At 70.1% G+C, this 24,102-nt stretch carries 22 protein-coding genes and 1 riboswitch; of the genes, 15 read left to right on the forward strand and 7 right to left on the reverse strand.

The features are described 5' to 3' along the window. The first annotated feature begins 116 nt into the window (after positions 1-116). Positions 117-195, forward strand: a riboswitch (SAM riboswitch). Between the two features lie 85 nt (positions 196-280). The 8 genes from metZ to LR948_RS08275 all read left to right on the forward strand — a co-directional run bounded on the left by metZ (position 281) and on the right by LR948_RS08275 (position 9,765). Then, positions 281-1,459: an O-succinylhomoserine sulfhydrylase gene (metZ, locus tag LR948_RS08240; protein ID WP_232753515.1), complete on the forward strand. Its 1,179-nt coding sequence runs from the start codon at positions 281-283 to the stop codon at positions 1,457-1,459. A 136-nt stretch (positions 1,460-1,595) separates the two neighbouring features. Then, positions 1,596-2,690, forward strand: coding sequence for a GTP cyclohydrolase FolE2 (gene folE2, locus LR948_RS08245; protein ID WP_232753516.1), 1,095 nt, complete (start codon positions 1,596-1,598; stop codon positions 2,688-2,690). A gap of 153 nt (positions 2,691-2,843) precedes the next feature. Continuing rightward, positions 2,844-4,292 carry a TrkH family potassium uptake protein gene (locus LR948_RS08250; RefSeq protein ID WP_232753517.1) on the forward strand — a complete coding sequence of 483 codons (1,449 nt, stop codon included), beginning with the start codon at positions 2,844-2,846 and terminating at the stop codon, positions 4,290-4,292. 6 nt (positions 4,293-4,298) lie between these two features. Continuing rightward, positions 4,299-5,444, forward strand: a complete 1,146-nt coding sequence (locus LR948_RS08255; RefSeq protein WP_232753518.1) for an ABC transporter permease — start codon at positions 4,299-4,301, stop codon at positions 5,442-5,444. A gap of 2 nt (positions 5,445-5,446) precedes the next feature. Then, positions 5,447-6,214, forward strand: coding sequence for an ABC transporter ATP-binding protein (locus LR948_RS08260; RefSeq protein ID WP_232753519.1), 768 nt, complete (start codon positions 5,447-5,449; stop codon positions 6,212-6,214). A 9-nt stretch (positions 6,215-6,223) separates the two neighbouring features. Next, complete coding sequence (locus LR948_RS08265; protein WP_232753520.1) at positions 6,224-7,963, forward strand: MlaD family protein; 1,740 nt, start codon at positions 6,224-6,226, stop codon at positions 7,961-7,963. A gap of 8 nt (positions 7,964-7,971) precedes the next feature. Further along, on the forward strand, positions 7,972-8,580 hold the full coding sequence (locus LR948_RS08270) for an ABC-type transport auxiliary lipoprotein family protein (RefSeq protein ID WP_232753521.1): 609 nt from the start codon (positions 7,972-7,974) through the stop codon (positions 8,578-8,580). A 132-nt stretch (positions 8,581-8,712) separates the two neighbouring features. Next, positions 8,713-9,765: a hypothetical protein gene (locus tag LR948_RS08275; RefSeq protein WP_232753522.1), complete on the forward strand. Its 1,053-nt coding sequence runs from the start codon at positions 8,713-8,715 to the stop codon at positions 9,763-9,765. On the opposite strand, the gene LR948_RS08280 is transcribed toward LR948_RS08275, so the two are convergent. Together LR948_RS08280 and metF are read right to left on the reverse strand one after the other, a co-directional pair. After that, on the reverse strand, positions 9,762-10,757 hold the full coding sequence (locus tag LR948_RS08280; protein WP_232753523.1) for a type I glyceraldehyde-3-phosphate dehydrogenase: 996 nt from the start codon (positions 10,755-10,757) through the stop codon (positions 9,762-9,764). The two genes, LR948_RS08275 and LR948_RS08280, sit on opposite strands and share 4 nt — an antisense overlap. A 104-nt stretch (positions 10,758-10,861) precedes the next feature. Further along, positions 10,862-11,728, reverse strand: coding sequence for a methylenetetrahydrofolate reductase [NAD(P)H] (metF, locus tag LR948_RS08285; protein WP_232753524.1), 867 nt, complete (start codon positions 11,726-11,728; stop codon positions 10,862-10,864). 96 nt (positions 11,729-11,824) lie between these two features. Here metF and LR948_RS08290 point away from each other — a divergent pair, with 96 nt between their 5' ends. Both LR948_RS08290 and LR948_RS08295 read left to right on the forward strand, forming a co-directional pair. Further along, the gene (locus tag LR948_RS08290; RefSeq protein WP_232753525.1) at positions 11,825-12,730 is read left to right on the forward strand and encodes a LysR family transcriptional regulator; all 906 of its coding nucleotides are present in this window, start codon (positions 11,825-11,827) and stop codon (positions 12,728-12,730) included. A gap of 86 nt (positions 12,731-12,816) precedes the next feature. Further along, positions 12,817-13,131, forward strand: coding sequence for an ArsC/Spx/MgsR family protein (locus tag LR948_RS08295; protein WP_232753526.1), 315 nt, complete (start codon positions 12,817-12,819; stop codon positions 13,129-13,131). Positions 13,132-13,134: 3 nt separating this feature from the next. On the opposite strand, the gene LR948_RS08300 is transcribed toward LR948_RS08295, so the two are convergent. From LR948_RS08300 to thrS, 5 genes are all read right to left on the reverse strand, one after another. Further along, positions 13,135-13,689, reverse strand: a complete 555-nt coding sequence (locus tag LR948_RS08300; RefSeq protein WP_232753527.1) for a DoxX family membrane protein — start codon at positions 13,687-13,689, stop codon at positions 13,135-13,137. Next, positions 13,683-14,435: a DNA-binding domain-containing protein gene (locus LR948_RS08305; RefSeq protein ID WP_232753528.1), complete on the reverse strand. Its 753-nt coding sequence runs from the start codon at positions 14,433-14,435 to the stop codon at positions 13,683-13,685. Before LR948_RS08305 ends, LR948_RS08300 begins: the two co-directional genes overlap by 7 nt. Next, complete coding sequence (locus tag LR948_RS08310) at positions 14,432-15,289, reverse strand: DUF692 domain-containing protein (RefSeq protein WP_232753529.1); 858 nt, start codon at positions 15,287-15,289, stop codon at positions 14,432-14,434. Before LR948_RS08310 ends, LR948_RS08305 begins: the two co-directional genes overlap by 4 nt. A 97-nt stretch (positions 15,290-15,386) precedes the next feature. Continuing rightward, a complete protein-coding gene (locus LR948_RS08315) occupies positions 15,387-15,683 on the reverse strand; it encodes a DUF2282 domain-containing protein (RefSeq protein WP_232753530.1) in 297 nt (98 codons plus the stop codon). Between the two features lie 570 nt (positions 15,684-16,253). Continuing rightward, the gene (gene thrS, locus LR948_RS08320) at positions 16,254-18,233 is read right to left on the reverse strand and encodes a threonine--tRNA ligase (RefSeq protein WP_232753531.1); all 1,980 of its coding nucleotides are present in this window, start codon (positions 18,231-18,233) and stop codon (positions 16,254-16,256) included. A 136-nt stretch (positions 18,234-18,369) separates the two neighbouring features. Between thrS and LR948_RS08325 the strand changes: the two genes are divergently transcribed. From LR948_RS08325 to LR948_RS08345, 5 genes are all read left to right on the forward strand, one after another. Beyond that, positions 18,370-19,629, forward strand: a complete 1,260-nt coding sequence (locus LR948_RS08325; protein ID WP_232753532.1) for an MFS transporter — start codon at positions 18,370-18,372, stop codon at positions 19,627-19,629. Positions 19,630-19,708: 79 nt separating this feature from the next. Then, positions 19,709-20,470: an alpha/beta fold hydrolase gene (locus LR948_RS08330; protein ID WP_232753533.1), complete on the forward strand. Its 762-nt coding sequence runs from the start codon at positions 19,709-19,711 to the stop codon at positions 20,468-20,470. A gap of 386 nt (positions 20,471-20,856) precedes the next feature. Continuing rightward, a complete protein-coding gene (locus LR948_RS08335; protein WP_232753534.1) occupies positions 20,857-21,384 on the forward strand; it encodes a peroxiredoxin-like family protein in 528 nt (175 codons plus the stop codon). Between the two features lie 396 nt (positions 21,385-21,780). Then, positions 21,781-22,947 carry a putative lipid II flippase FtsW gene (gene ftsW / locus LR948_RS08340; RefSeq protein WP_232753535.1) on the forward strand — a complete coding sequence of 389 codons (1,167 nt, stop codon included), beginning with the start codon at positions 21,781-21,783 and terminating at the stop codon, positions 22,945-22,947. Positions 22,948-22,999: 52 nt separating this feature from the next. Next, complete coding sequence (locus LR948_RS08345; protein WP_232753536.1) at positions 23,000-24,097, forward strand: UDP-N-acetylglucosamine--N-acetylmuramyl-(pentapeptide) pyrophosphoryl-undecaprenol N-acetylglucosamine transferase; 1,098 nt, start codon at positions 23,000-23,002, stop codon at positions 24,095-24,097. Positions 24,098-24,102 lie beyond the last annotated feature (5 nt).

Here is a 24,102-nt window from a genome sequence, read left to right on the forward strand (position 1 = left end):
TGGCGCGGCGTGGGGCGCGGTGCGCGCCGCGGAGGCGTTGGGCGCGGCGCCGGGCGGGCGGAGGGCCGCCCCGGGGCGCGCCTGAGGCGGCTTGACCGGCGGGGCGCTTCGGGCTAGCGACGGCGCGTGGCGATTTGTGCACCGGATTGCGGGCCACGTTAAACACACCGCTAAAGAGGTCAGACGAGAGCGTTCCACGCCGGAACCCCTTTCGCTTGGCCGCGACGGGGGTTTTTTCATGTCCCGCGCCTTCGGGCGCGGCGGGAACCGGAGAAAGACGATGACGACGCGCAAGACCCGCACCAACCTCGTGCATGGCGGGACCCGCCGCTCGCAATACGGTGAGCTGAGCGAGGCGATCTACCTCACCCAGGGCTTTGTCTATCCCAGCGCCGAGGCGGCCGAGCAGCGCTTCCTCCAGGCCGGCGAGGACGAGTTCATCTATGCCCGCTACGGCAATCCCACCGTGCGCATGTTCGAGGAGCGCGCGGCGCTTCTGGAAGGGGCCGAGGACGCCTTCGCAACCGCCTCGGGCATGGCCGCGGTCAACGGCGCGCTCATGGCGATGCTGAAGGCCGGGGATCACATCGTCTCGGCCCGGGCGCTCTTCGGCTCCTGCCTCTATATCGTCGAGGAGATCCTGCCGCGCTTCGGCGTGGAGGTGACGCTGGTCGACGGGGCAGACCTCGAGCAGTGGCGCGCCGCGGTCCGGCCCGACACCCGCGCGGTCTTCTTCGAATCGATGTCCAACCCGACGCTGGAGCTCGTCGACATCGCCGCGGTCGCCGAGATCGCGCGCGGCGTGGGCGCCAGCGTCGTGGTCGACAACGTCTTCTCGACCCCGGTCTATTCCGACGCCATCGCCCAGGGCGCCGACGTGGTGATCTATTCCGCCACCAAGCACATGGACGGGCAGGGGCGGACGCTCGGCGGCGTGATCCTCGGCACCAGGGAGTTCATCCGCAAGACCGTGGAGCCCTACCTCAAGCACACCGGGGGCTCGATGAGCCCCTTCACCGCCTGGGTGCTTCTGAAGGGGCTCGAGACGCTCGACCTCAGGGTCCGCGCCCAGACCGAAAGCGCGGCGCGCATCGCCGCGGCGCTCGAAGGGCACGCGCGGCTCTCGCGGGTGATCTACCCGGGCGCCGAGAGCCACCCCCAGCACGCGCTGGCGCTGCGGCAAATCGGCGCCGGCGGCACGATGATCGCCTTCGAGATCGACGGCGGCAAGGAGGCCGCTTTCCGATTCCTCAACGCGCTCGAGGTGATCCTGATCTCGAACAATCTGGGCGACGCGAAATCCATTGCGACGCATCCGGCGACAACCACCCACCAGCGGCTTTCCGACGAGATGAAGGCCCATCTGGGCATCTCCGAGGGGCTCATTCGCCTCTCGGTGGGGCTGGAGGACGCATCGGACCTGATTTCCGACATCGAGGCGGCGCTCTCGGCAATGTGAAAGGGCGCGCTGAGGGGCGCTAAATCCTTGAAACGCTGCTGATCCGGCCGAGTTTGTGATACGTAGACACGGGGACATGCGGGCATTGCCCGATGCCGCCCTAGATAAAGCGCGTCCCAGAGACGGAGTGCCCCTCATGAACGTTCACACGCCGGAAATCGACCGCTCCCCCAGCCGCGAGGCCGCCGAGGAGGCCCTGGCGCTTCTGCGCCATTGGGCCGAGACCGCAGGCTCGGCGGAGGTCGAGGCGCTCGACCCGGCGATCTCCAAGCTGCTGCCCGATCCCGACAGCTATCCCGCCCTGGCGCGGACCTACGACCACGGCTTCGACGTGGACGCCGACTACAAGGCCGGGCTGCCGGACCTGCAGAACGGCCCTTCCTCGCTGATCCGCGGCGCGCGCCGCGCGATCCAGCACGTCGGCATCTCCAACTTCCGCCTGCCGGTGAGCTTCCGCACCCGCGACAACGGCCCCCTGACGCTCGAGACCAGCGTGACCGGATCGGTCAGCCTCGAGGCCGACAAGAAGGGCATCAACATGTCGCGGATCATCCGCTCCTTCTACCGGCACGCCGAGAAGACCTTTTCCTTCGAGGTGATGGAAGCGGCGCTCGACGACTACAAGGCCGACCTCGAAAGCTTCGACGCGCGCATCAACATGCGCCTGCGCTTCCCGGTGACGGTGGAGAGCCTGCGCTCGGGGCTCGAGGGCTACCAGTATTACGACATCGCGCTGGAGCTGGTCGAGACCGACGGGGTGCGCCGCAAGATCATGCATCTCGACTACGTCTATTCCTCGACCTGCCCCTGCTCGCTGGAGCTGTCCGAGCATGCCCGCCGCGAGCGCGGCGTGCTGGCGACGCCGCATTCGCAGCGCTCGGTGGCGCGCGTCTCGGTCGAGATGACCGGCGCGGAGTGCCTCTGGTTCGAGGACCTGATCGAGCTTTGCCGCGCGGCGGTGCCGACCGAGACCCAGGTCATGGTCAAGCGCGAGGACGAACAGGCCTTCGCGGAGCTGAACGCCGCCAACCCGATCTTCGTGGAGGACGCCGCCCGGCTTTTCGCCGAGCAGCTCCAGGAGGATCCGCGCATCGGCGATTTCCGGGTGGTGGCGAGCCACCAGGAGAGCCTGCACAGCCATGACGCCGTCTCGGTGCTGACCGAGGGGCCGCTCTTCGACCAGGACAGCCTCGACCCGCGGCTCTTCTCGACGCTCTTCCACGTCGGCTGAGGCCCACCGCGCGCCTGCCCCGGGCCCACCCCGGGGCAGGGCACCTCCGGCCCTAAATTCCAGCCCCCAATTCTGGCCCTGAGGCCACGCGCGCGCCTGCGCCCGCGCCCGCGTGCTTGACTTGGCTTCCGGGGCACGCCAACGCTCGCCGTCATGTTCGACCTGCGTCCCGTGGCCTATGTGATCGGCCTTCTCGTGACCTGCCTCGGCCTCACGATGCTCGTGCCGATGCTGGTCGACATCGCAGAGGGGCGCGGGGCCTGGCCGGTCTTTGCCGAAAGCGCCATCATCACCACGCTTTCGGGCGGGTTCATCTCGCTGGCTTCGCAGAACGCGGTAAAGGACCGGCTGTCGCTGCAGCAGATCTTCCTGCTGACCACCGGCGTCTGGGTGGTGCTGCCGGTCTTCGGCGCCATTCCCTTCGTGCTGGGCGCCACCGAGGCGCGCTTTGTCGACGCCTTCTTCGAGGCCATGTCGGGGCTGACCACCACCGGATCGACCGTCTTCACCGGGCTCGACGAGCTGCCCAAGGGCATCCTGCTGTGGCGCGGGCTCCTGCAGTGGCTGGGTGGCATCGGCATCATCGTGGTCGCCATGGTCTTCCTGCCCGAGCTGCGCGTCGGCGGCATGCAGATCTTCCGCTCCGAGGCCTTCGACACCATGGGCAAGGTGCTGCCGCGCGCGGCGGAGATCTCGTCCTCGATCTCGTCGATCTACATCACCATCACGCTGATCTGCGCGCTGAGCTACATCGCCACCGGCATGTCGGTCTTCGACGCCACGGTGCATGCGCTCAGCACCGTCTCGACCGGGGGCTTTTCCAACTACGACGCCTCCTTCAGCACCTTCTCGGGCTCGGCGGAATACGTGTCGACGATCTTCATGGTGCTCGCGGCGCTGCCTTTCGTGCGCTACGTGCAGCTTATGAACGGCCAGGAGGCGGCGATCCTGCGCGACAGCCAGATCCGTGCCTTCCTGACGATCATTGCACTGCTGGTGGCGCTGGCGGCGGCGATCCTGGTCATGGGCTCGCAGCATCCGCCCGAACGCGCGCTGCGCCAGGCGCTGTTCAATATCGTCTCGATCATGACCGGCACCGGCTATGCTTCGGCGGATTACATGCAATGGGGCGCCTTCCTGGTGGCGATGTTCTTCTTCATCGGGCTGATCGGCGGCTGCGCGGGCTCCACCGCCTGTTCGATCAAGGTCTTCCGCTGGCAGCTGATGATGGCCTCGGTGCGCAGCCAGATGCGCCGCATCCGCGCCCCGCACGGGATCTTCACGCCGCGCTTCGAGGGGCGGCCCATCGGCGAGGACGTGCTCTCCTCGGTGGTGACCTTCTTCATGTTCTTCATCGTGACCCTGGGGGTCTTGGCGCTGGCGCTCAGCATGACCGGGCTCGATTTCATCACCTCGGTCTCCGGGGCGGCGACGGCGCTGGCCAACATCGGGCCGGGGCTCGGGCCGACGATCGGGCCCGCGGGCAGTTTCGCGCCGCTGAACGACACGGCGAAATGGGTGCTCTGCTTCGCGATGCTGATGGGGCGGCTCGAGCTGATGGCGGTGCTGGTGCTCTTCACGCCGCGGTTCTGGCGGGGATGAGCGATCATGTCTGAGCCCGAAGAAAGCGCCGCGCCGCTGCGCATCACCAGCGCCGAGACCGGCGAGACCCGCGCGCTCGAGATCGCCGGGCGGCTGACCGTCTTCGAGGTCACCGAGGCCGAGGACCGGCTGGCCGCGCTGCCCGCCGACCGCGACATCGCCGCCGATCTGTCCGGGCTGACGCGCTTCGACACGGCGGGGGCCTGGCTGATCGCCCGGCTGCGCCAGCGTATCGAGGCGGCGGGGCAGAGCTTCCGCATCGCCGCTGCGCCCGCGGATTTCGAGGCGCTGATCGCCCGGGTCTCGGGGCTCGCGGCCCCCGCCGAGCCCGCCGCGCCTGCGCCTCGGCGCGGGCCGCTCGATCGGCTCGCCGATCTCGGCGAAGGCGTCTACCGCGCGGGCCAGGGCGCGGGCGTCTTCCTCGGCGTCTTCGGGCTCTTCCTCGCCCGGCTTGGCCGCGCGCTCCGCCATCCCGGCGAGTTCCGCCTGACCGCGCTGGTCTCGCACTGCGAGGACGTGGGCCTGCGCGCGGTGCCGATCGTCAGCCTCCTGTCCTTCCTGATCGGCGTGGTGCTGGCCTTCCAGGGCGCGACGCAACTGCGCCAGTTCGGCGCCGAGGTCTTCGTGGTCGACCTGATCTCGATCTCGATCCTGCGCGAGTTGGGCATCCTGCTGACCTCGATCATCGTGGCGGGCCGCACCGCCTCGGCCTTCACCGCGGCGATCGGCTCGATGAAGATGCGCGAGGAGATCGACGCCATGCGTACGCTTGGCATCGACCCGGCCATGGCGCTTTTCGTGCCGCGCATCCTGGCGCTGATCCTGATGCTGCCAATCCTGGGGCTGGTGGCCAATGTCATGGGGCTTCTGGGTGGCGGGATCATGTCGCTTCTTGTGCTCGACATCTCGCCGGCGATGTTCCTCACCCGGCTCTCCGAGGGCACCGACATCGCCAATGTGCTGATCGGCCTGTCGAAGGCGCCGGTCTTCGCGGTGATCATCGGGGTCGTGGGCTGCAACGCGGGAATGCGCGTCGGCTCCAACGCCGAGAGCCTCGGCCGGCAGACCTCCAAGGCGGTGGTCCAGGCGATCTTCGCGGTGATCGTGGCCGATGCGATCTTCTCGATCTTCTTCGCCGAGCTGGGGGTCTGAGCATGGCGGCAGATCCGGTCATCCGCCTCAGAGGCATCGACAACCGCTTCGGCACGCAGGTGGTGCACGAGGGGCTCGACCTCGAGGTCTCGCGCGGCGAGATCCTGGGCGTCGTCGGCGGCTCGGGCACCGGCAAGTCGGTGCTGCTGAAGACCATCGTCGGGCTGAAGCCGCCCAACGCCGGGCGGATCGAGGTCCTGGGCCGCGACCTGACCTCGGGCGATCCCGCCGCCCGCGCCGCGGTCGAGGACCGCTGGGGCGTGATGTTCCAGGACGGGGCGCTCTTCTCCTCGCTGACGGTGCGCGAGAACGTCGAGGTGCCGCTCGGCCACGTGCCCGACCTCGCGCCCGCGACGCGGCGTGCGCTGGCGCAGCTCAAGGTCGAGATGGTGGGCCTGCCGGCCTCGGCGGGCGACAAGTATCCCTCCGAGCTCTCGGGGGGCATGCGCAAGCGCGCGGGCCTTGCCCGGGCCCTGGCGCTCGACCCCGAGATCGTCTTTCTCGACGAGCCGACGGCGGGGCTCGACCCGATCGGCGCGGCCCAGTTCGACCAGCTGATCCATGGACTTAGCCGGGCGCTGGGGCTAACGGTGTTCCTGGTCACACATGATCTCGACACGCTTTACGCGGTCTGCGACCGTGTCGCCGTCTTGGCCGAAAGGCGCGTTCTTGTCACCGGCACGATAGAGGAGATGGCCCGCGTGGATCATCCTTGGGTGCATGATTACTTCCACGGCCCGCGCGCCCGCGCGGCGCGGCACGAAGGCTAGGGCAAGGCCATGGAGACGCGCGCGAATTTCATCCTGATCGGGGCCTTCACGCTCCTGGGTTTCCTGGGGCTTCTGGGCTTCGTTTTGTGGTTCGCGGGCGTCGAGCTTGACGAGCAATACGCCTATTACGACGTGGATTTCACCTCGGTCTCGGGCCTGTCGAACGCCGCCGACGTGCGCTTCGCGGGGCTGCCGGTGGGCCGGGTGGTCGACATCGGGCTCTCGCCCGAGGGCGACGGCACGGTCCGGGTCCGGCTCGAGGTCGGCGCCGAGACGCCGGTGCGCACCGACAGCGAGGCCACGGTCGAGGCGCAGGGGGTCACCGGGGTCTCCTACGTGGGCATCAGCCCCGGCACGCCCGAGGCGCCGCGGCTCTCCGCCGTCGCCGAGACCGCGATCCCCGAGATCCCGGCGGGCACCTCGGTTCTGCAGTCGCTCTCCGAGGATGCGCCCGAGCTGCTCTCCGAGGCGCTGGAGGTCGTGCAGGACCTCAACGCGATGATGAGCAATCAGAACCGCGAGCGCATCGACCGCATCCTCGGCAATGTCGCCGATGCCTCGGACAGTTTCTCCGAGGTGCTGGAAAGCTTCTCCAGCGTGACCGAGGAAGTGTCGGATTTCTCCGAGCAGATCGACCGTTTCAACACCACGCTCGAGACCCTCTCGGACGACCTCTCCACGGTGCTGGCCACCGCCGACACGACGCTTCTGACCGTCGATGCGCTGGCCCGCGACGGGCAGGAGCTGCTCGAGCGGGGGCAGGGCACGCTCGAGGCCACGACGCGGACCATCGACAGCGCCCGGGGCTATCTCTCGAACGACCTGCCGGCGCTGACCATCGAGCTGCAGGGCGGCATCGCGGACCTCCGCCGCGAGCTTCTGGCGCTGACCGGCGAGGCCTCGAACACGCTGGCGACCATCGACGCGGCGGGCTCCGTCGCGCAGCAGCGCTTCGAAGAGGCCGCCCCGCTGATCGAGGAGACCCGCACCCTGATCGACAGCCTCGAGGTGGCCTCGGAGTCGATCTACGAGACCTCCGAGGACCTCGACCTGCTGTTCGAGACCGACGGCCAATGGCTGATCGACGAGATGCGCGCCGTGGTCGCCGACACCGCCGAGGTGATCGAGATCGTCTCGGGCGTGGCGCAGGACGACCTGCCCGTGGTCATCGAGGACGTGCGCGGCGCCACCGCCACTGCCCGCCGGGTGATCGAGGAGGTCGGCGCCGATGTGACCCGCACCTCGGAGAACGTGGCCGGGCTGACCGACGAGGCGCAGACCGCCATCGTCACCGCCACCGAGACCTTCGCCAAGGCCAACGGCACGCTCGATGCGGTCAACGAGGCGCTGGTCACCGGCAACCGCACGCTCAGCGCCGCCGAACGCGCCTTCAGCGGTGCCGACCGGGTGATCAACACCGAGGTCGCGGCGATCACCGAGGACCTGCGCGGCGCCATCGCCAGCTTCGACGCGGCCATCGCCGAGGTCTCCGAGGACATCCCCGCGCTCAGCCAGGACCTGCGCGACGCCGCCGCCGTGGCCGAGGAGACCTTCCGCGAGGTGCAGGCCCTGGTGCGCCGCACCGGCACGCCGGTCGCCGCCTTCGCCAGCGAAGGGCTGCCGCAGTTCTCGGCGCTGGCCTCCGAGACCCGCAAGCTGATCCGCAACCTCGACACGCTGACGCGCCAGCTCAGCCGCGATCCGGCGCGGCTCCTGCTGGACCGCGACACGCCCGAATTCCGCCGATAGGTGCGCCCATGCCGTCTTTCCGCCTGCTCCCCCTCGCCGCGCCGCTCCTCCTGTCGGCCTGTTCGGCGCTCTCGGCCCTGTCGGATGCCACGCAGGAGCTGGCGGTCTTCGAGCTGCGCGCGCCTTCGGGGCTGCCCGAGGCGGCGCAGGCGCGGCGGCTCGACGTGATCGTCGAGGAGCCCAGCACCACCGGCGCGCTGCTGACCGACCGGATCATGATCCGTCCCTCCGAGCTCGAGGCGCAATACCTGCCCGGCGCGCGCTGGGGCGAGGAGGTGCCGGTCATGGTGCAGTCGCTCATGGTGCGCAGCCTGCAGGCGACGGGCGGCTTCGCCTATGTCGGGCGCGAGCCGCTGGGGCTTTCGGGCGACGTGGCGGTGGTCAGCGACGTGATCGACTTCCAGGCCCGCGACCTGGGCGATGCGGCCGAGGTCACGCTGAGGGTCTCGGTGCAGCTCGTGCGCGAGCGCGACGTGGCGATCCTGGCGAGCCGCACCTTCACGGCGGGCGCGGTCTCGGCCTCGCTGTCGAACGGCGACATCGTGGCGGCCTTCGACGCGGCTTCGGACCAGCTCATGGGCGACTTCGCGGGCTGGGTGCTGGACGGGCTGCGTTAAGGGCGAAACACCGCCCGCCGCGCCCGCGCCACGGTCCCGCCCAGAAATCGACACGAAGCCGCGCGCTTTCCGCCATGCCTGTGACCTAAGCCCGAGGCGGGCGGCCACCACGCGCCGCCGAAAGGTCAGAGCTTGAAAGACGTGAGCTTCATCGGCGACCCGCAGAACGACGACGACGCCCGGATGCTGCGCATCCTGAGCGCGGCGGAACGGCATTTCGGCACCCCCGTGCGCGAGGTCGAGGCCCCGCCCGGCCCGCTGCCGAGCCGGCTCCTGCTGATCTTCGACGACCGCCGGGTGATCGCCACCGCGCGGCCCGCGGGCGAACACGCCGACATCGAATCGCGCCTTCTGGAAGCGCTCTCCGAAGTCACCGACCGCGCGCCGCGCTCGCTGGGGGTGACCGACGGGGTGCTGTTCCAGAGCGACCTCGGCCCCGACCGGCTCGACGGGATCATCGGCAGCGTGCCCCCGGGGCGCGAGGCGCTCCTGGCCGAAGAGGCGGTGCGGGCGCTCTCCGAGCTGCATGCCGCCGCGGGCGAGATCGCGCTCGACGAGATCCTGCCGCCGCCCGAGACCGGGCCCGAGCTTGCCGCCCGCCGGCTGCGCGCGGTCGAGGTGCTGGCCGCCCACGGCGGCACCGGGCGCTTCGACATGGAGGCGGCGACCGCGGTCCTGGCCGAACCGGGCCACGCGCTGGTCAAGGGCGACTGCCGCCCGGTGAGCGCCACGCTCGGCCCCGACGGGCGGTTGCGCTGGTTCGACTTCGAGACCGCGGTGATCGGGCAGGCGGCGGCGGATTACGCGAGCCTGCTGAGCGATCCCGCCTGGCGGCTGCCGCCGGACCGGCTCTTTGCCATGGTGGCGGGGCTGGTGGCTTGGGAGGACGCGGATTTCCTCGATCACCTGGCGCTGCATTTGGTGGTGCAGGCGGCGGCGCGGCTGCGGTTCCTCGAAAGCGCGGCGCAGCGCGCCGGGCGCGGGGCCTCGGGGGCGGAGGCGGAGACCGCGGCGCGGCTGTCGGAAGTGGGCGCCCATGCCGCCGGGCAATCGGCGCTGACCCAGCCGCTGGCCACAGGCTTCAAGCGCGCCGCGCGGCATCACCGCAAGCGCCTGCGCGAGGCGGGCCAGCGCCAGGGCCCCGGCGCGCGGAGCGCTAGGGGCGGGGCGCGGCCGCCGGGCTAGGCGCCCTCGTGCCGCGCGGCCATGCGCCGGGCCATGTCGAGCATCCGCGCCGAGAAGCCCCATTCGTTGTCATACCAGCCGAAGACCCGGAGCTGCCGCTCGCCGACGGCCATGGCCTCGCGCGGGACCAGCACCAGGCTTTCCGGCCTGGCGCGCATGTCGACCGAGACGCAGGGGTCTTCGGAGACGCCCAGCACCGGGCTCGCCTCGGCCAAGGCCCGGACCGCGTCCGCGGCGTCGCCGCCGAAGGGCCGGTCGAGCTGCACCACAAGGTCCACTGCCGAGACCGAGAGCGAGGGCACCCGCACCGCCGCGCCGGTGACCCGCCCGGCGAGCCCCGGCAGCACGTGGTCGATCAGCTTGGCCGCCGAGGTTGTGGTCGGCACCATGGAGACCGCCGCTGCCCGCGAGCGCTCAAACGGCCCGCGCGGCTTGTCGACGCTGGGCTGGCTGCCGGTGTAGCAATGCACCGTCGTCATATGCCCGCTGACCACCCCATGCGCGTCGTCGAGCGCCTTCAGAAGCGGCGCCAGCGCGTTGGTCGTGCAGGAGGCGTTCGACACGATGCGCGCATCGCCCAGCGTCGCGTCGTTGGCCCCCAGGACCACGGTGCATTCGGCCTCGAGGCAGGGGCCGGAGATCAGCACGTCGCGCGCGCCCGCCGCGCGGCCCGCCTCGGCGGCGGCGCGGGTGCCCTCCATGCCGGTGCAGTCCAGCAGCACGTCGACCTTGTCGAGCGCCAGCCGCGCGGGCGCCGCCTCGCTGGAGAAGGCAATGCTGCGCCCGCCCACCTCGAGCGCGTCGCCGGTGGCGCGCACCGGGGCGGGGTAGGGGCCGTAGACGCTGTCGTATTGGAACAGATAGGCGCAGTCCGCGCGCGGGGCGATGTCGTTCAGCAGCACCACCTCGATGTCGGCATGCGCCGGGTCGCTCAGGATCTGGCGCAGGATCGTCCGCCCGATCCGTCCGAAGCCGTTGATCGCTATCCGCATGAGGAACCTCCCGCACCAAGTGAAAACCGCGCGCTCCTTTGAAAAAGGCGCGCGCGGCGGTGGAGTTCAAGCAGGGAATTGTATGCGCACAAAGGCGCGCGGGGTCAGGCCACGTTCTCGAGCCGCGCCTCGGGGGTGACGCCGAGCGCGAAGCAGACGTCGCGGGTCAGCTCGGGGCGGTTCAGCGTGTAGAAGTGCAGCTTGTCGACGCCGCCCTCGATCAGGTCGGTGCAGAGCTCGGTGCAGAGCGCGGTGGCCAGCAGGTCCTGCCGCCCGTCGCGGGTCGCGGTCTCGAAGGCGTCGATGACCCACTGCGGGATCTTGGTGCCGCAGGCCTCGGCGAAGCGGCGCGCGCCCTTCCAGTTCTCGATCGGGAAGATGCCCGGCACGATCGGCTTGTCGATGCCCGCCTTGTCGCAGGCGTCGCGGAAGCGGAAGAAGGTCTCGGCCTCGAAGAAGAACTGAGTGATCGCCTCGTCGGCGCCGGCGTCGAACTTGCGCTTGAGGTAGTCCACGTCCGCCGTCTCGGTCGGGGCCTCGGGGTGCTTGTCGGGATAGGCGCCGACGCGCACGGTGAAATCGCCGGCCTCCTTCAGCGCGGTGATCAGCTCGCAGCTGTCGCGGAAGCCGCCGTCGGTCGGGGTGAAGCGCGCCTCGCCCTTGGGCGGGTCGCCGCGCAGCGCCACGATGTCGGTCACGCCGGCCTCCTCGAAGCCCTTGGCGATGGCCAGGGTTTCCTCGCGGGTGGCGTTCACGCAGGTCAGATGCGCCGCGGTGCGCAGGCCGGAATGCTTGTGGATCGCCGAGACCGCCTCGCGGGTCAGCTCGCGCGTGGTGCCCCCGGCGCCATAGGTCACCGAGACGAAGCGCGGCCCCAGCGGTGCCAGCGTCTGCACCGTGTCCCAGAGCCGGAAGCTGGCCTCGAGGTTTTTCGGCGGGAAGAACTCGAACGAGATCTCGGGACGGGTCATCGGGGCAATTCCTTCTGATTGAGACTCGCTTGTCGCATGCCGGCGATTGTGAGACAAACTCATAAATCTCAAGAACAACATGAGCCCGGCTTAGGAATGCATATCGAGTTCCGTCATCTCAGGACCATCAAGGCGATCCACGAAGCGGGAGGTCTGGCGCGGGCGGCAGACCAGTTGAATATCACACAAAGCGCGCTCTCGCACCAGATCAAGGGGCTCGAGGACCAGGCCGGGGTCGAGCTCTTCGTGCGCCGTTCGAAGCCGATGCGGCTGTCGCCCGCGGGGCTGCGGCTGTTGCGGCTGGCCGAACAGGTGCTGCCCCAGGTCGAGGCGCTGACCGCCGAGTTCGAGGGGCTGCGCAAGGGCGTGACCGGGCGGATGCATATCGCCATCGAGTGCCACGCCTGTTTCGAATGGCTCTTCCCGGTGCTTGAGGCCTTCCGCAAGTCCTGGCCCGACGTGGATGTCGACATCCGCCCCGGCCTGGCCTTCGACGCGCTGCCCGCGCTGATGAAGGAAGAGGTCGACCTGGTGGTCTCCTCGGACCCCGAGGACCTGCCCGGCGTCACCTTCACCGAGCTTTTCGACTACAACCCGGTCTTTGTCGCCGCCTCGGCGCATCCGCTTGCGCAGAAGCCCTATGTCGAGGCCGAGGATTTCCGCGGCCAGACGCTGATCACCTACCCGGTGGAGCGCTCGCGGCTCGACATCTTCTCGCAGCTCCTGACGCCCGCCAAGGTCGAGCCCGCCTCGGTGCGCCAGGTCGAGCTGACGGCGGTGATCCTGCTGCTCGTGGCCTCGAACCGGGGCATCTCGGTGCTGCCCGACTGGGTGGTGCGCGAGGTGAAATACAACTCCGACTATGTCACCCGCCCGCTCACCGCCGAGGGCGTGACCCGCAGGCTCTATGCCGCCACGCGCACCGCCGACCAGGACAAGGGCTTCGTGCAGGAGCTGATCTCGCTGGCCCGGCAGGAGGCCGAGAAGCTGCAGGCCGCCTGACGCGGGGGGAGCCGTGGAACCTCGCGCGGGGCGGCGCGGTTTCCCGCCTGACCACCACGCAAGACCACGACGCGAGGCAAGCCATCATGAAAATCTACGGTATCAAGACCTGCGATAGCTGCAAAAAGGCCCAGAAGGCGCTGCCCGACGCGGAGTTCGTCGACGTGCGCGAGGACGGGCTTCCGAGCGATGTTCTGACCGCCGCGCTCGACCGCTTCGGGGATCGGCTCCTGAACACCCGCTCGACCACCTGGCGCGAGCTTTCCGAGGAAGAGCGCAAGAAGCAGCCGGTCTGGCTCATCGCCGCGCATCCGACGCTGATGAAGCGTCCGCTCATCGTGAAGGGCGAGGAGATGCACCTGGGCTTCGACGCCACCACCCGCGAGGCGCTGGGCGCCTGAGCCTCAGATCCGCGCGGCCCCGCGCTCCGGGGCCGCGAGCCGCGCCTCGAGCAGGCGATCGAGCGAGAGCGCGCCCGCGCCTTTCACCACGATCAGCACCAGGGTGAACGTCCAGAAGGCGCGCTGGTCCAGGATCACCCCGTCGGGGAAGCGGTCGAACCAGGCGCCCAGCGTCTCGGCGTGTTCGATGCCGCCGTGGCCGTAGAGATCGGTCAGGCTCTGGATCACCAGGAAGCCGATCATCCCCAGCGCCGCGAGCCGCGCCAAGAGCCCCAGCACGATCAGTGCGGGCAGGATGAACTCCGCATAGGTGCCCGCCAGCGCCACCAGGTAGTGGAAGACCCCGAGCTGGCTCGCGTCATATCCCACCGCCGCGAAGGCCTTGGGGAAGATCTGCGCATAGGCCCCCATCGACAGGCTGAAGGGCCCGCCCTCAAGCTTGGTGAGCCCGGCGTTCCAGAAATAGACCAGAAGCGTCGCGGCGAAGACGAACCGCGCGAGCAGCGGCAGGACCATGTCGGTCCGGTCGGCGGGCGTGAAGAGAAGCCGGTTCAGCATGGGTCAGGTCCTTTCGGGGCGCGCACCAGCGCGCGATGAGTGAAAAGTAGCGACAGCGTGGCGCCGAGGTCGAAGCCCGGGCCCGCCGCCGCGATGGCGCGGCCCAGGGGCGCGCCGCTGCCGCAGGCGGTCAGGAAGGCATAGGCGCCGGGCGGCAGGGCCACCGGTTCGGGGTCGAACTCGGCGCGCAGGATCGCCAGCGTCTCGGCCCCGCCCTTGGGTTTCTCGGAGGTGCGGCCCATGGTGTAGCGCCAGACCTGCAGGACCGGCCAGCGCGAGGACAGAAGCCGCACCGAGGGCGCCAGTTCCAGCACCTGCGCCTCCAGCGCCTCTTCATCCAGCGCGGCCAGCGCCTCGGGCGCGAGGGGCGCGTGGTCCCCGGCGTGGTAGCTCTGGCGCATCATCAGGTCGATCCGCGCCACATCGGGCAGATAGGGCAAATGCGACAGCGCCGGCAGGCCCGCGATGAAGTCGGGCAGGTCGCGGCCATAGGTGGCGATCAGCGGCGTGCGGGGCGGATGCGCGCGCAGGAAACTGCCCGCGAGCCCGCGCATGGCCTGCGCCCCGATCAGCCGGGTGATGGCGGGAAAGCCGGTCTCCAGCGCCTCGGTCAGCGAGGCGGCGATATTGTTGCGATAGACCGCGTAGCGCCGCCCGGCCGGGCGGCCCGCGCCATCGGTCAGCCCCTCGGGCACCGGCGCCGCGGGATCGAGAAGCGCGGCGCGAAAGGCGTCCTCTGCGCTCATTGCCCCGCCCCGAGCCGGTCGAGCGCCCGGCCCGCGCGTTCGGCTTCGGCGGCGAGCACCGGCCAGTCCGGCACATCGGTGTCCCATTCCACCAGGAGCGGCAGCGGCCCGGTGCGCCGCAGCACCATGGCGAGCAGCGCCCAGACCGGGTCGGCCACCGCGCGGCCATGGCTGTCGATCAGAAGCGGCGCGCCGCGGTCGTCCTCGTCACTGTCGTGGCCGCCCAGGTGGATCTCGCCCACGGCGGCCAGCGGGAAGGCCTCGATGTAGCTCTCGGGCGCATAGCCGAGGTTGGTGGCCGAGACGAAGACGTTGTTCACATCGAGCAGGAGCCCGCAGCCGGTGCGCACCACCAGTTCCGAGAGGAACTCGGTCTCGGTCATCTCGGACTCGGTAAAGGCCAGGTAGGACGAGGGGTTCTCCAGCAGCATCTGCCGGTCGAGCCGCTCCTGCACCTCGGAGACATGCCCCGCCACCCGCGCCAGCGTTTCCTCGGTATAGGGCAGGGGCAGGAGGTCGTTGAGATAGCTGGTGTCATGGGTCGACCAGGCCAGGTGCTCGGAAAAGCGCGCGGGCGCGATCCGGTCGACCAGCGCCTTCAGGCGCGCCAGGTGATCGGCGTCGAGCGGCTCGGCCCCGCCGATCGACAGGCCGACGCCATGCACCGAGATCGGGAAGCGCTCGGCCAGGGCGGCAAGCTGGGCCTGCGGGCGGCCGCCCGCGCCCATGTAGTTCTCGGCGTGGATCTCGAGCCAACCGACCGGGCCGGGGTCGGCCATGAGCGCCTCGAAATGGCGCGCCTTGAAGCCGACGCCGGGCCTGTTCGGCAGGCCCTCGCGGGTCAGATCGAACATCTGCGCTGCCCTCCCCCTAAGCGGTGGCGCGGGGGGCAAGCGCGCGCGGGCGGTGCCTTGGCGCCCGCGCGCGGCCCCCCGCGCCGCTGCCGATGCCTTAGGCCGGCAGGTCGCGGTCGAGCGGCTCGAGCGAGCCCTCGCGCGCGGTGCCGTCGGCCATCTCCGGCAGGTCGATCTCGGCGCATGTGCCCTCGGCGACGAGGGTCCAGGCGTTGCCCTGGTAGTCGACGGTCGAGGTGCCCGCGCAGGTGGTGCCGGGGCCCGCGGCGCAGTCGTTCTCGCCCGCCAGCGAGATGCCGTAGCACTTCTCCTGGGACTGGGCGGAGACGCCGGTGGCGGCGAAACTTGCGGCGACGGCGCCGACGATGGCGGCGGTCTTCATGGTCGTGGACATCGCGTCCTCCCTTCAATCGAACAGGTCAAAGGCCCGCCGGACGTACCGTGCGGGTCCTCTTCAGCCTCGCCTGCGACGGGCTGTCGCGCCACTCACAGGGGTGTCAATCACGCCGCTCTTATCGCGCGTCAGCCGCGCCCGCGCCGCGAAATGCCTCGTAACCACCTGTCCTGGTTGAATAATATGCCTGCCGCACAAGGCGCGCCGCAGCGCGCCCCTTGTAACATTTCGCGCTTCCCACGCTGGAATGTTGCAACCCCGGACCCGCGCCCGCCCGCCCGATCACGCGCCCCGCGCGAATTGTTACAATCCCGCCGCCGGGCCCGGAGAGCGGCACCAAAGCCCGCGCCCCCCGAAAGCCCCTTCAGCTTGGCGAAAATACCTCGGGAGCGCGAGGGCAGAGCCCTCGCCGGCTCCGCCGCCCAACGCGCCCCGCGCGCGCCCCGGGCGCAGCAGCCGAACCAACCGCGCCGCGCCCTTACAACGCCGCAGCCCGCGCCTCGGCGCAATGGGTCCAAAACCCCCGTCAGACAAGCCCGGCCCGACCCGAAGGCCGGGCCGCGCGCAAGATCACCCCATGTCCGGGGGCGTCGCCTCCGCGCCGAGCGCCGCGATCACCTCGTCGAGCGCCATTACCTCGGTCTTCTTCTCGCCGAGGCGCCGCAGGGTGACGGTGCGCTCCTCGACCTCGCGGTGGCCGATGGCCAGGATCACCGGCACCTTGCCGACCGAATGCTCGCGGACCTTGTAGTTGATCTTCTCGTTGCGCAGGTCGGTCTCGGCGCGGACGCCGGCGGCCGAAAGCGCCGCGGCGACCTCCTGGCAGTAGTCGTCGGCCTCCGAGGTGATCGAGGCCACGACCACCTGGCGCGGGGCCAGCCAGAAGGGCAGCTTGCCGGCGTGTTCCTCGATCAGGATGCCGATGAAGCGCTCGAAGGAGCCCAGGCAGGCGCGGTGCAGCATGTAGGGCCGGTGCTTGGCGCCGTCGGCGGCGATATAGCTCGCGCCCAGCCGCTCGGGCAGATTGGGGTCGACCTGGAAGGTGCCGCACTGCCAGACCCGGCCGATGGCGTCGGTCAGGTAGAAGTCGAGCTTCGGGCCGTAGAAGGCACCGTCGCCGGGCTCGAGCACGTAGTCGCGACCGACCGCCTTGATGGCGTTCTCCAGCGCGCCCTCGACGTGGTCCCAGCTTTCCTCGGAGCCCACGCGCTTCTCGGGGCGGGTGGCGAAGCGGATCTCGAACTCGGGGAAGCCCAGCTCGCGGTAGACCCCGGCGAGGAAGTCGATGAAGCGCGCGCATTCCTCCTGGATCTGGTCCTCGGTGCAGAAGATATGCGCGTCGTCCTGGGTGAAGCCGCGCACCCGCATGATGCCGTGCAGCGCGCCCGAGGGCTCGAAGCGCGCGCAGGAGCCGAACTCGGCCAGCCGCAGCGGCAGGTCGCGGTAGGACTTCAGGCCCTGGTTGAAGACCTGCACGTGGCAGGGGCAGTTCATCGGCTTCAGCGCGTTGATCCGCGTCTGGTCCTTGTTCTTGGCGCTGGCGTCATCGGTCTCGCCGTCGCGGCTCTCGTCCACTTCGACCACAAACATGTGGTGCTGGTACTTGTCCCAGTGGCCCGAGGCCTCCCAGAGGCGGCGGTCGACCACCTGCGGGGTGTTGATCTCGCGGTAGCCGCCGGCGCGCTGCTTGCGGCGCATGTAGTCCTGCAGCTCGGTGTAGATGGTCCAGCCGTTGGGGTGCCAGAAGACCTGGCCCGGGGCCTCTTCCTGCATGTGGAAGAGGTCCATCTCGCGGCCGAGCTTGCGGTGGTCGCGCTTGGCGGCCTCCTCGAGCATGGTCAGATGCGCCTTGAGCGCCTCCTTGTTCTTGAAGGCGACGCCGTAGATGCGCTGCAGCATGGCGCGGCTCGAGTCGCCGCGCCAGTAGGCGCCGGCCACCGACATCAGCTTGAAGGCGTCGGCGGGCACCTGGCCGGTGTGCTGCAGGTGCGGGCCGCGGCAGAGGTCCTGCCAGTCGCCGTGCCAATACATGCGGATCGGGTCGGTGCCGGGGATCGCCTCGATCAGCTCGACCTTGAAGGGCTCGCCGCGCGCCTCGTAGTGGGCGATGGCGCGGTCGCGCTCCCAGACCTCGGTGGTCACCGGGTCACGCGCGGCGATGATCTCCTTCATGCGCTTCTCGATCCGCCCGAGGTCCTCGGGGGTGAAGGGCTCCTGGCGGTCGAAGTCGTAATACCAGCCGTTGTCGATCACCGGGCCGATGGTGACCTTCACGTCGGGCCAGATCTCCTGGACCGCGCGCGCCATGATATGGGCGAGGTCGTGGCGGATCAGCTCGAGCGCCTGGTCGTCGTCCTGCAGCGTATGGATGGCGATCTGCGCGTCCTGCGCGATCGGCCATTGCAGGTCCCAATGCGTGCCGTCGACCGAGGCCGAGATGGCCTTCTTCTGCAGCGACTTCGAGATCGAGGCGGCGACCTCGGCAGGGGTCACCCCTGCGTCGAAAGCGCGCGCATTGCCATCGGGAAATGTCAGGGAAATCTGGGGCATAAAGCCTTGTCTCCTCGTCGGTTTGGCGCCCACGGAACGCCCGGTTGCGGGTTTTATGTGATGCCCCGCCTTCTGCGCGGCGCGGAACCGGCTGTCAAGCGCCGGCGTTTGGGCCATCTTTACCGAGGGGACCGGCATGAACGAGATCACCGACACCGACGCCAAGGACATCTACGGCGCGCTGACCGACGACGCGGGCGCCGCGGATGCGCGCGAGGCCCAGAACGGGCTGCGCCACATGCTGTCGCTGTCGATGACCAAGGTGGCCGACGGGCTGATCTCGCCGAAGCTGGTGCTGGCCTACATGATGCAGGCGATCGGCGCGCCGGCGGTGCTGGTGGGCCTTCTGGTCCCGATCCGCGAGGCCGGGGCGCTCCTGCCGCAGGTGCTGATGGCCGGCCCGGTCGAGGGCGCGGAGCGGCGGAAGTGGTTCTGGGTCGCGGGCTCGGCGGGGCAGGGTCTCGCCGCGCTCGGCATCGCGGGCGCCGCACTGACGCTCGAGGGCTGGACCGGGGGGCTCGTGATCTGCGGGCTCCTTGCGCTTCTGGCGGTCTCCCGCGCGGCCTGTTCGGTGAGCTACAAGGACATCCTCGGCAAGACCGTGAAAAAGACCCGCCGCGGCGCGGTCAAGGGCGTGGCGGGCTCGGCCGCCTCGGCGGCGGTCCTGCTGTTTGCGCTGCTCCTGATGTCGGGGCTCCTGCAGGAGGTCACGCCGCTCGCCGTGGCGGTGGGCCTCGCGGCGCTGCTCTGGCTCCTGGCGGCGCTTCTCTTCACCCGGATCGAGGAACAGCCCTCGGAGCCGCAGGACCGCGCGGCGCTGAACCTCGCGCCGCTGCGCGAGGATGCGCAGTTCCGCCGCTTCATCGCGACGCGCGGGCTGCTCACGGCGACGGCGCTGGCGCCGCCCTACCTCGTGCTACTCGACGAGGGCGGCGGGGCGCTCGGCCAGCTTGGCGCGCTGCTTCTGGCCTCGGCGGCGGCGGGCTTCCTGTCCTCCTTCGTCTGGGGGCGGCTCTCGGACCGCTCGGCGCGGCAGGTCATGGCGCTGGGCGGGCTGGTCGGCGGCGGCGCCATGGGCGTCGCGGTGCTGGCCGCACTTCTGGGCTGGACCTCGGCGGTCTGGGCCACGCCGCTGGTGCTGTTCGTGCTGCAGACCGGCTACCACGGGGTGCGGGTCAGCCGCTCGACCTACCTCGTGGACATGGCGCCCGAGGACCAGCGCGCCTCTTACGCGGCGCTGGCCAATACCGCGATCGGGGTGCTGCTCCTGGTCGTGGGTGCGCTGGGTGGCGCGCTGGCCGCGTTGGGGCCCGTGGCGGCCCTGGCGGGTTTCGCGCTCCTGTCGATCGCGGGCGCCGTCCTGGCGCTGCGTCTGAACGAAGTCGAACAAGCCTGAGCCCGTGACGCATCCGCCGGGGCTGGCCAGCGCCGCCCCGGCCCGGCATGGTCGCGCGCGAGGCGACGGAGGCAGAACGATGAGCGAGATCCAGAAACTGACGAGCCCCGAGGGGCGTGAGCTGGCCTATGCCAAGACCGAGGGCGAAGGGCCGACGGTGGTCTTCCTCTCGGGCTACAAGTCCGACATGGAGGGCACCAAGGCGGTGCACCTCGAGGCCTGGGCCAAGGCGCAAGGCCGCGCCTTCCTGCGGCTCGATTATTCCGGCCACGGCCAGTCGGGCGGTGTCTTCGAGGAGGGCGCCATCGGTGACTGGGCCGCTGATGCCGAGGCGGTGATCCGCGCGGCGGCCCCGGGCAAGGTGCTGCTGGTGGGCTCCTCCATGGGCGGCTGGATCGCGACACTCCTGGCCAAGCGGCTGGGCGAGGCGGTCGCGGGCTTCGTCGGCATCGCCGCGGCGCCGGATTTCACCGAAGAGGGCTTCTGGGCCGGTTTCTCCGAGGCCGAACGCCAGACGATCATGGAAGACGGGCAGATCGAGCTGCCCTCGGACTACGGCGATCCCTATATCGTCACCCGCCGGCTGATCGAGGACGGGCGGGCGAACCTGGTGATGCGCAGCCCGCTGGTCATGCCTTACCCGGTGCGGCTTTTGCAGGGCACCGAGGACGAGGCCGTCACCCGCGCCACCGCGCTGGGCCTGCTGGATCACATCTCCGGCGACGACGTGCGGCTGAGCCTGGTGCGCGGCGCCGACCACCGCTTCTCGGACCCCGCCTGCCTGCGGATGATCGAAGTGGCGATCGAGGATGTGTTGGCGGGAGGCGCCGCCGCTGGGTGAAGGGCGGGGTGCGTCGGCGCACGCCGGGGGCGGCCTTGCAAGGGCAGGGGGCTTGGATGCCCCCGTGCATGGTTTCTTACAGCCCGCCGCCCCGCGGTCTCGGCCGGTCCGCGCCTGGTTTCCTCCAGCCGCCGCCCCGCAGTCTAGACCAGTCCGCGCAGGGTCCTAGCGCACCGCGCCGCACCGACGGCCATTCGGCGCTTGGTTCTCAGCGCCCACCGCGCCGCCCCGCCACCCGCTGCCCACCGCGCCGCCCACGCTGCCCGCTGCCCAGCGCGCCGCTCCCGCCTCTGGCCACGCGAGCCCCTCACACCAGAGCATCAAGCGGAACCCGGTCGCGCGCGGCACGTTCGGCTTGTGAGTTATCGCAAATCCACGGAGGACCCATGTCCCGCATCGACCCCGGCCAACCGCTTCCCGCCATCGAACTGCCGACCCTCTCGGGCGGCGCCGCCAAGCTCGGCCAGCCGCAGGGCGACCACGACTGGCAGATGGTCGTGGTCTACCGCGGGCTGCACTGCCCGATCTGCAAGACCTACCTCAAGGAGCTGCAGGAACTGGCGCCGCGCTTCTCCGAGCTGGGCATCGACCTCCTGGCGATCTCGGGCGACCCCGAGGACAAGGCCCGCGCCTTCGTCGAGGAGACCGGCATCTCGCTGACTGTCGGTTATGACCTGAGCCTCTCGGACATGAGCCGCCTCGGCCTCTACATCTCGGACCCGCGCGGCCCGCAGGAGACCGACCAGCCCTTCGCCGAGCCCGGCCTCTACGTGGTCAACGCCGAAGGCAACCTGCAGATCGTCGACATCTCCAACGCGCCCTTCTCGCGGCCCGACCTGCAGAAGGTGATGAAGGGCATCTCCTTCATCCGCGAGAAGGACTACCCGATCCGGGGCACCAGCAAGGCCGCCTGATCGACGCCTATGCCCGAGCCCAAGCTGCGGCCGCGTCCCTCCGAGGGCGCGGCCGCTTGCGTTTGGGGTAAGGGAGTGCGCCCCAGACACCCGCCTTTCGGCACGAGGTGCACCGTCCCCGGTCCGCTGATCCGGGGTGCGTCGCTCGGGGCGAAGCGTCCGCACCCGACGAAACACCCCCCATTCTCCGAGGCCCCCCCTCCCTGAGCCAATGACAGGGACCGCGCCCCTTGAGACGCACCGCCCCCAACCCACCGACACCCGCGACATCGCCCCGGGCGCGGCCGCTCGCGCATGGGCGAGAGTTTCTCTGGCCTGAGCGCGGCAAGCCCGCTACTATGACGCCCGAGACCCGGACAACCGGGCGTATCGAGGCAGAAAATTCGGGCGGTTCCCATGACCGAGATGGTATATGGCACGGTACCGGTGCGCGACAGCGAGCCGATCCTGCCGAAATGGTGGCGGACGATCGACAAGTGGTCGCTCTCCTGCATCCTCATTCTCTTCGCGATCGGCATCCTGCTGGGTCTCGCGGCCTCGCCGCCCCTGGCCGAGCGCAACGGCTTCGACCCCTTCCACTACGTCCAGCGCCAGGCGGTCTTCGGCTTCGCGGCGCTGGGGGCGATGTTCATCACCTCGATGATGGCACCCGCGACGGTGCGGCGCCTGGCGATCCTGGGGTTCCTGGTGTCCTTCGTGGCGCTGGCGCTCCTGCCGTTCTTCGGCACCGACTTCGGCAAGGGGGCGGTGCGCTGGTATTCGCTGGGCTTCGCGAGCCTGCAGCCCTCTGAGTTCCTGAAGCCCACCTTCCTCGCGGTCGCCGCCTGGATGATCGCCGCGGCGCAGGACATCGGCGGCCCGCCGGGGCGGCTCTGGTCCTTCTGCCTGGTGACGGCCATCGTGCTGATGCTGGCCATGCAGCCCGACTTCGGCCAGGCCTGCCTGGTGCTCTTCGGCTGGGGGGTGATGTATTTCGTCGGCGGCGCGCCCATGGTGCTGCTGATCGGCATGGCCGGGCTCGTGGTGCTGGGCGGCATGGTCGCCTACAACAACTCCGAGCATTTCGCCCGCCGCATCGACGGCTTCCTCGATCCCGACATCGATCCGACCACCCAGATCGGCTATGCCACCAACGCCATCCAGGAGGGCGGCTTCCTGGGCGTGGGCGTCGGCGAGGGCCAGGTGAAATGGTCGCTGCCCGATGCCCATACCGATTTCATCATCGCGGTCGCCGCCGAGGAATACGGGCTCGTTCTTGTCCTCCTGATCATCTGTCTTTATGCGCTCGTCGTCGTCCGGTCGCTCCTGCGGCTGATGAAGGAACGCGATCCCTTCATCCGGCTTGCCGGGACCGGGCTGGCCTGCATGTTCGGCGTGCAGGCGATGATCAACATGGGCGTCGCGGTGCGGCTTCTTCCGGCCAAGGGCATGACCCTGCCGTTCGTGAGCTACGGCGGCTCGTCGCTGATCGCCATGGGCATTACGGTGGGCATGCTGCTCGCCTTCACCCGGACGCGGCCGCAGGGCGAGATCGGCGACCTCCTGCGCGGGCGGCTGCGCTAAGCCGGGCCTCGCGCGCGGGTCGGCACGCGCGCCAGGATAGGAGGGATGAGATATGACCGAGGGCACTCCCCCGCTTCTGGTCATCGCGGCCGGCGGCACGGGCGGGCACATGTTCCCCGCCCAGAGCCTGGCCGAGGTCATGCTGCGGCGCGGCTGGCGGGTGAAACTCTCCACCGACGCCCGCGGCGCGCGCTACACCGGCGGATTTCCGCATACCGTCGAGATCGAGCAGGTCTCCTCGGGGACCTTCGCCCGGGGCGGGCTCCTGTCCAAGGCGCGGGTGCCCTTCACCGTGGCCGGCGGCACGCTGGCAATGACCTGGCGGATGATGCGCGACCGCCCGACGGTGGTGGTGGGCTTCGGCGGCTACCCCTCGATCCCGGCGCTGAGCGCCGCGACGCTGCTGCGGCTGCCGCGGATGATCCACGAACAGAACGGCGTGCTGGGCCGGGTGAACGCGCTTTTCGCCACCCGCGTCGACCGCATCGCCTGCGGCACCTGGCCGACCGAGCTGCCCGAGGGCGTCGAGGCCATGCACACCGGCAACCCCGTGCGCATGGCGGTCTACGAGCGGCGCGGCGCGGGCTACATCCCGCCCGGCGACTACCCGATGTCGCTTCTGGTGATCGGCGGCAGCCAGGGCGCGCGGGTGCTCTCGGACGTGGTGCCCCCGGCCATCGCCAGCCTGCCGGTCGACTACCTGCGCCACCTGCGCGTCAGCCACCAGGCCCGCGAGGAGGACCTCGAGCGGGTGCGCGGCTTCTACGCCGAACACGGCATCGACGCCGAGGTGGCGCCCTTCTTCAAGGACATTCCCGCGCGCATGAGCGAGGCGCAGCTGGTGATCTCGCGCTCGGGCGCTTCCTCGGTGGCCGATCTCTCGGTGATCGGGCGTCCGGCGATCCTGGTGCCCTTCGCCGCCGCCACCGCCGACCACCAGACCGCCAATGCCCGCGGGCTGACCGAGGCCGGCGGCGCGATCCGCATCCCCGAGCGCCGGCTCTCGGTCGAGAGCTGCGCCGAGGCGATCCAGAGCGTGCTCGAACATCCCGACGGCGCCATGCAGATGGCCCGCGCCGCGCTGAGCACCGGCAAGCCCGAGGCCGCCGAGGCCCTGGCCGAGCTGGTCGAAGACCTCGCCCGGCCGTGACCCTC

The organism is Roseivivax sp. GX 12232 (assembly GCF_021272185.1).
Taxonomy (GTDB): Bacteria; Pseudomonadota; Alphaproteobacteria; order Rhodobacterales; family Rhodobacteraceae; genus Roseivivax.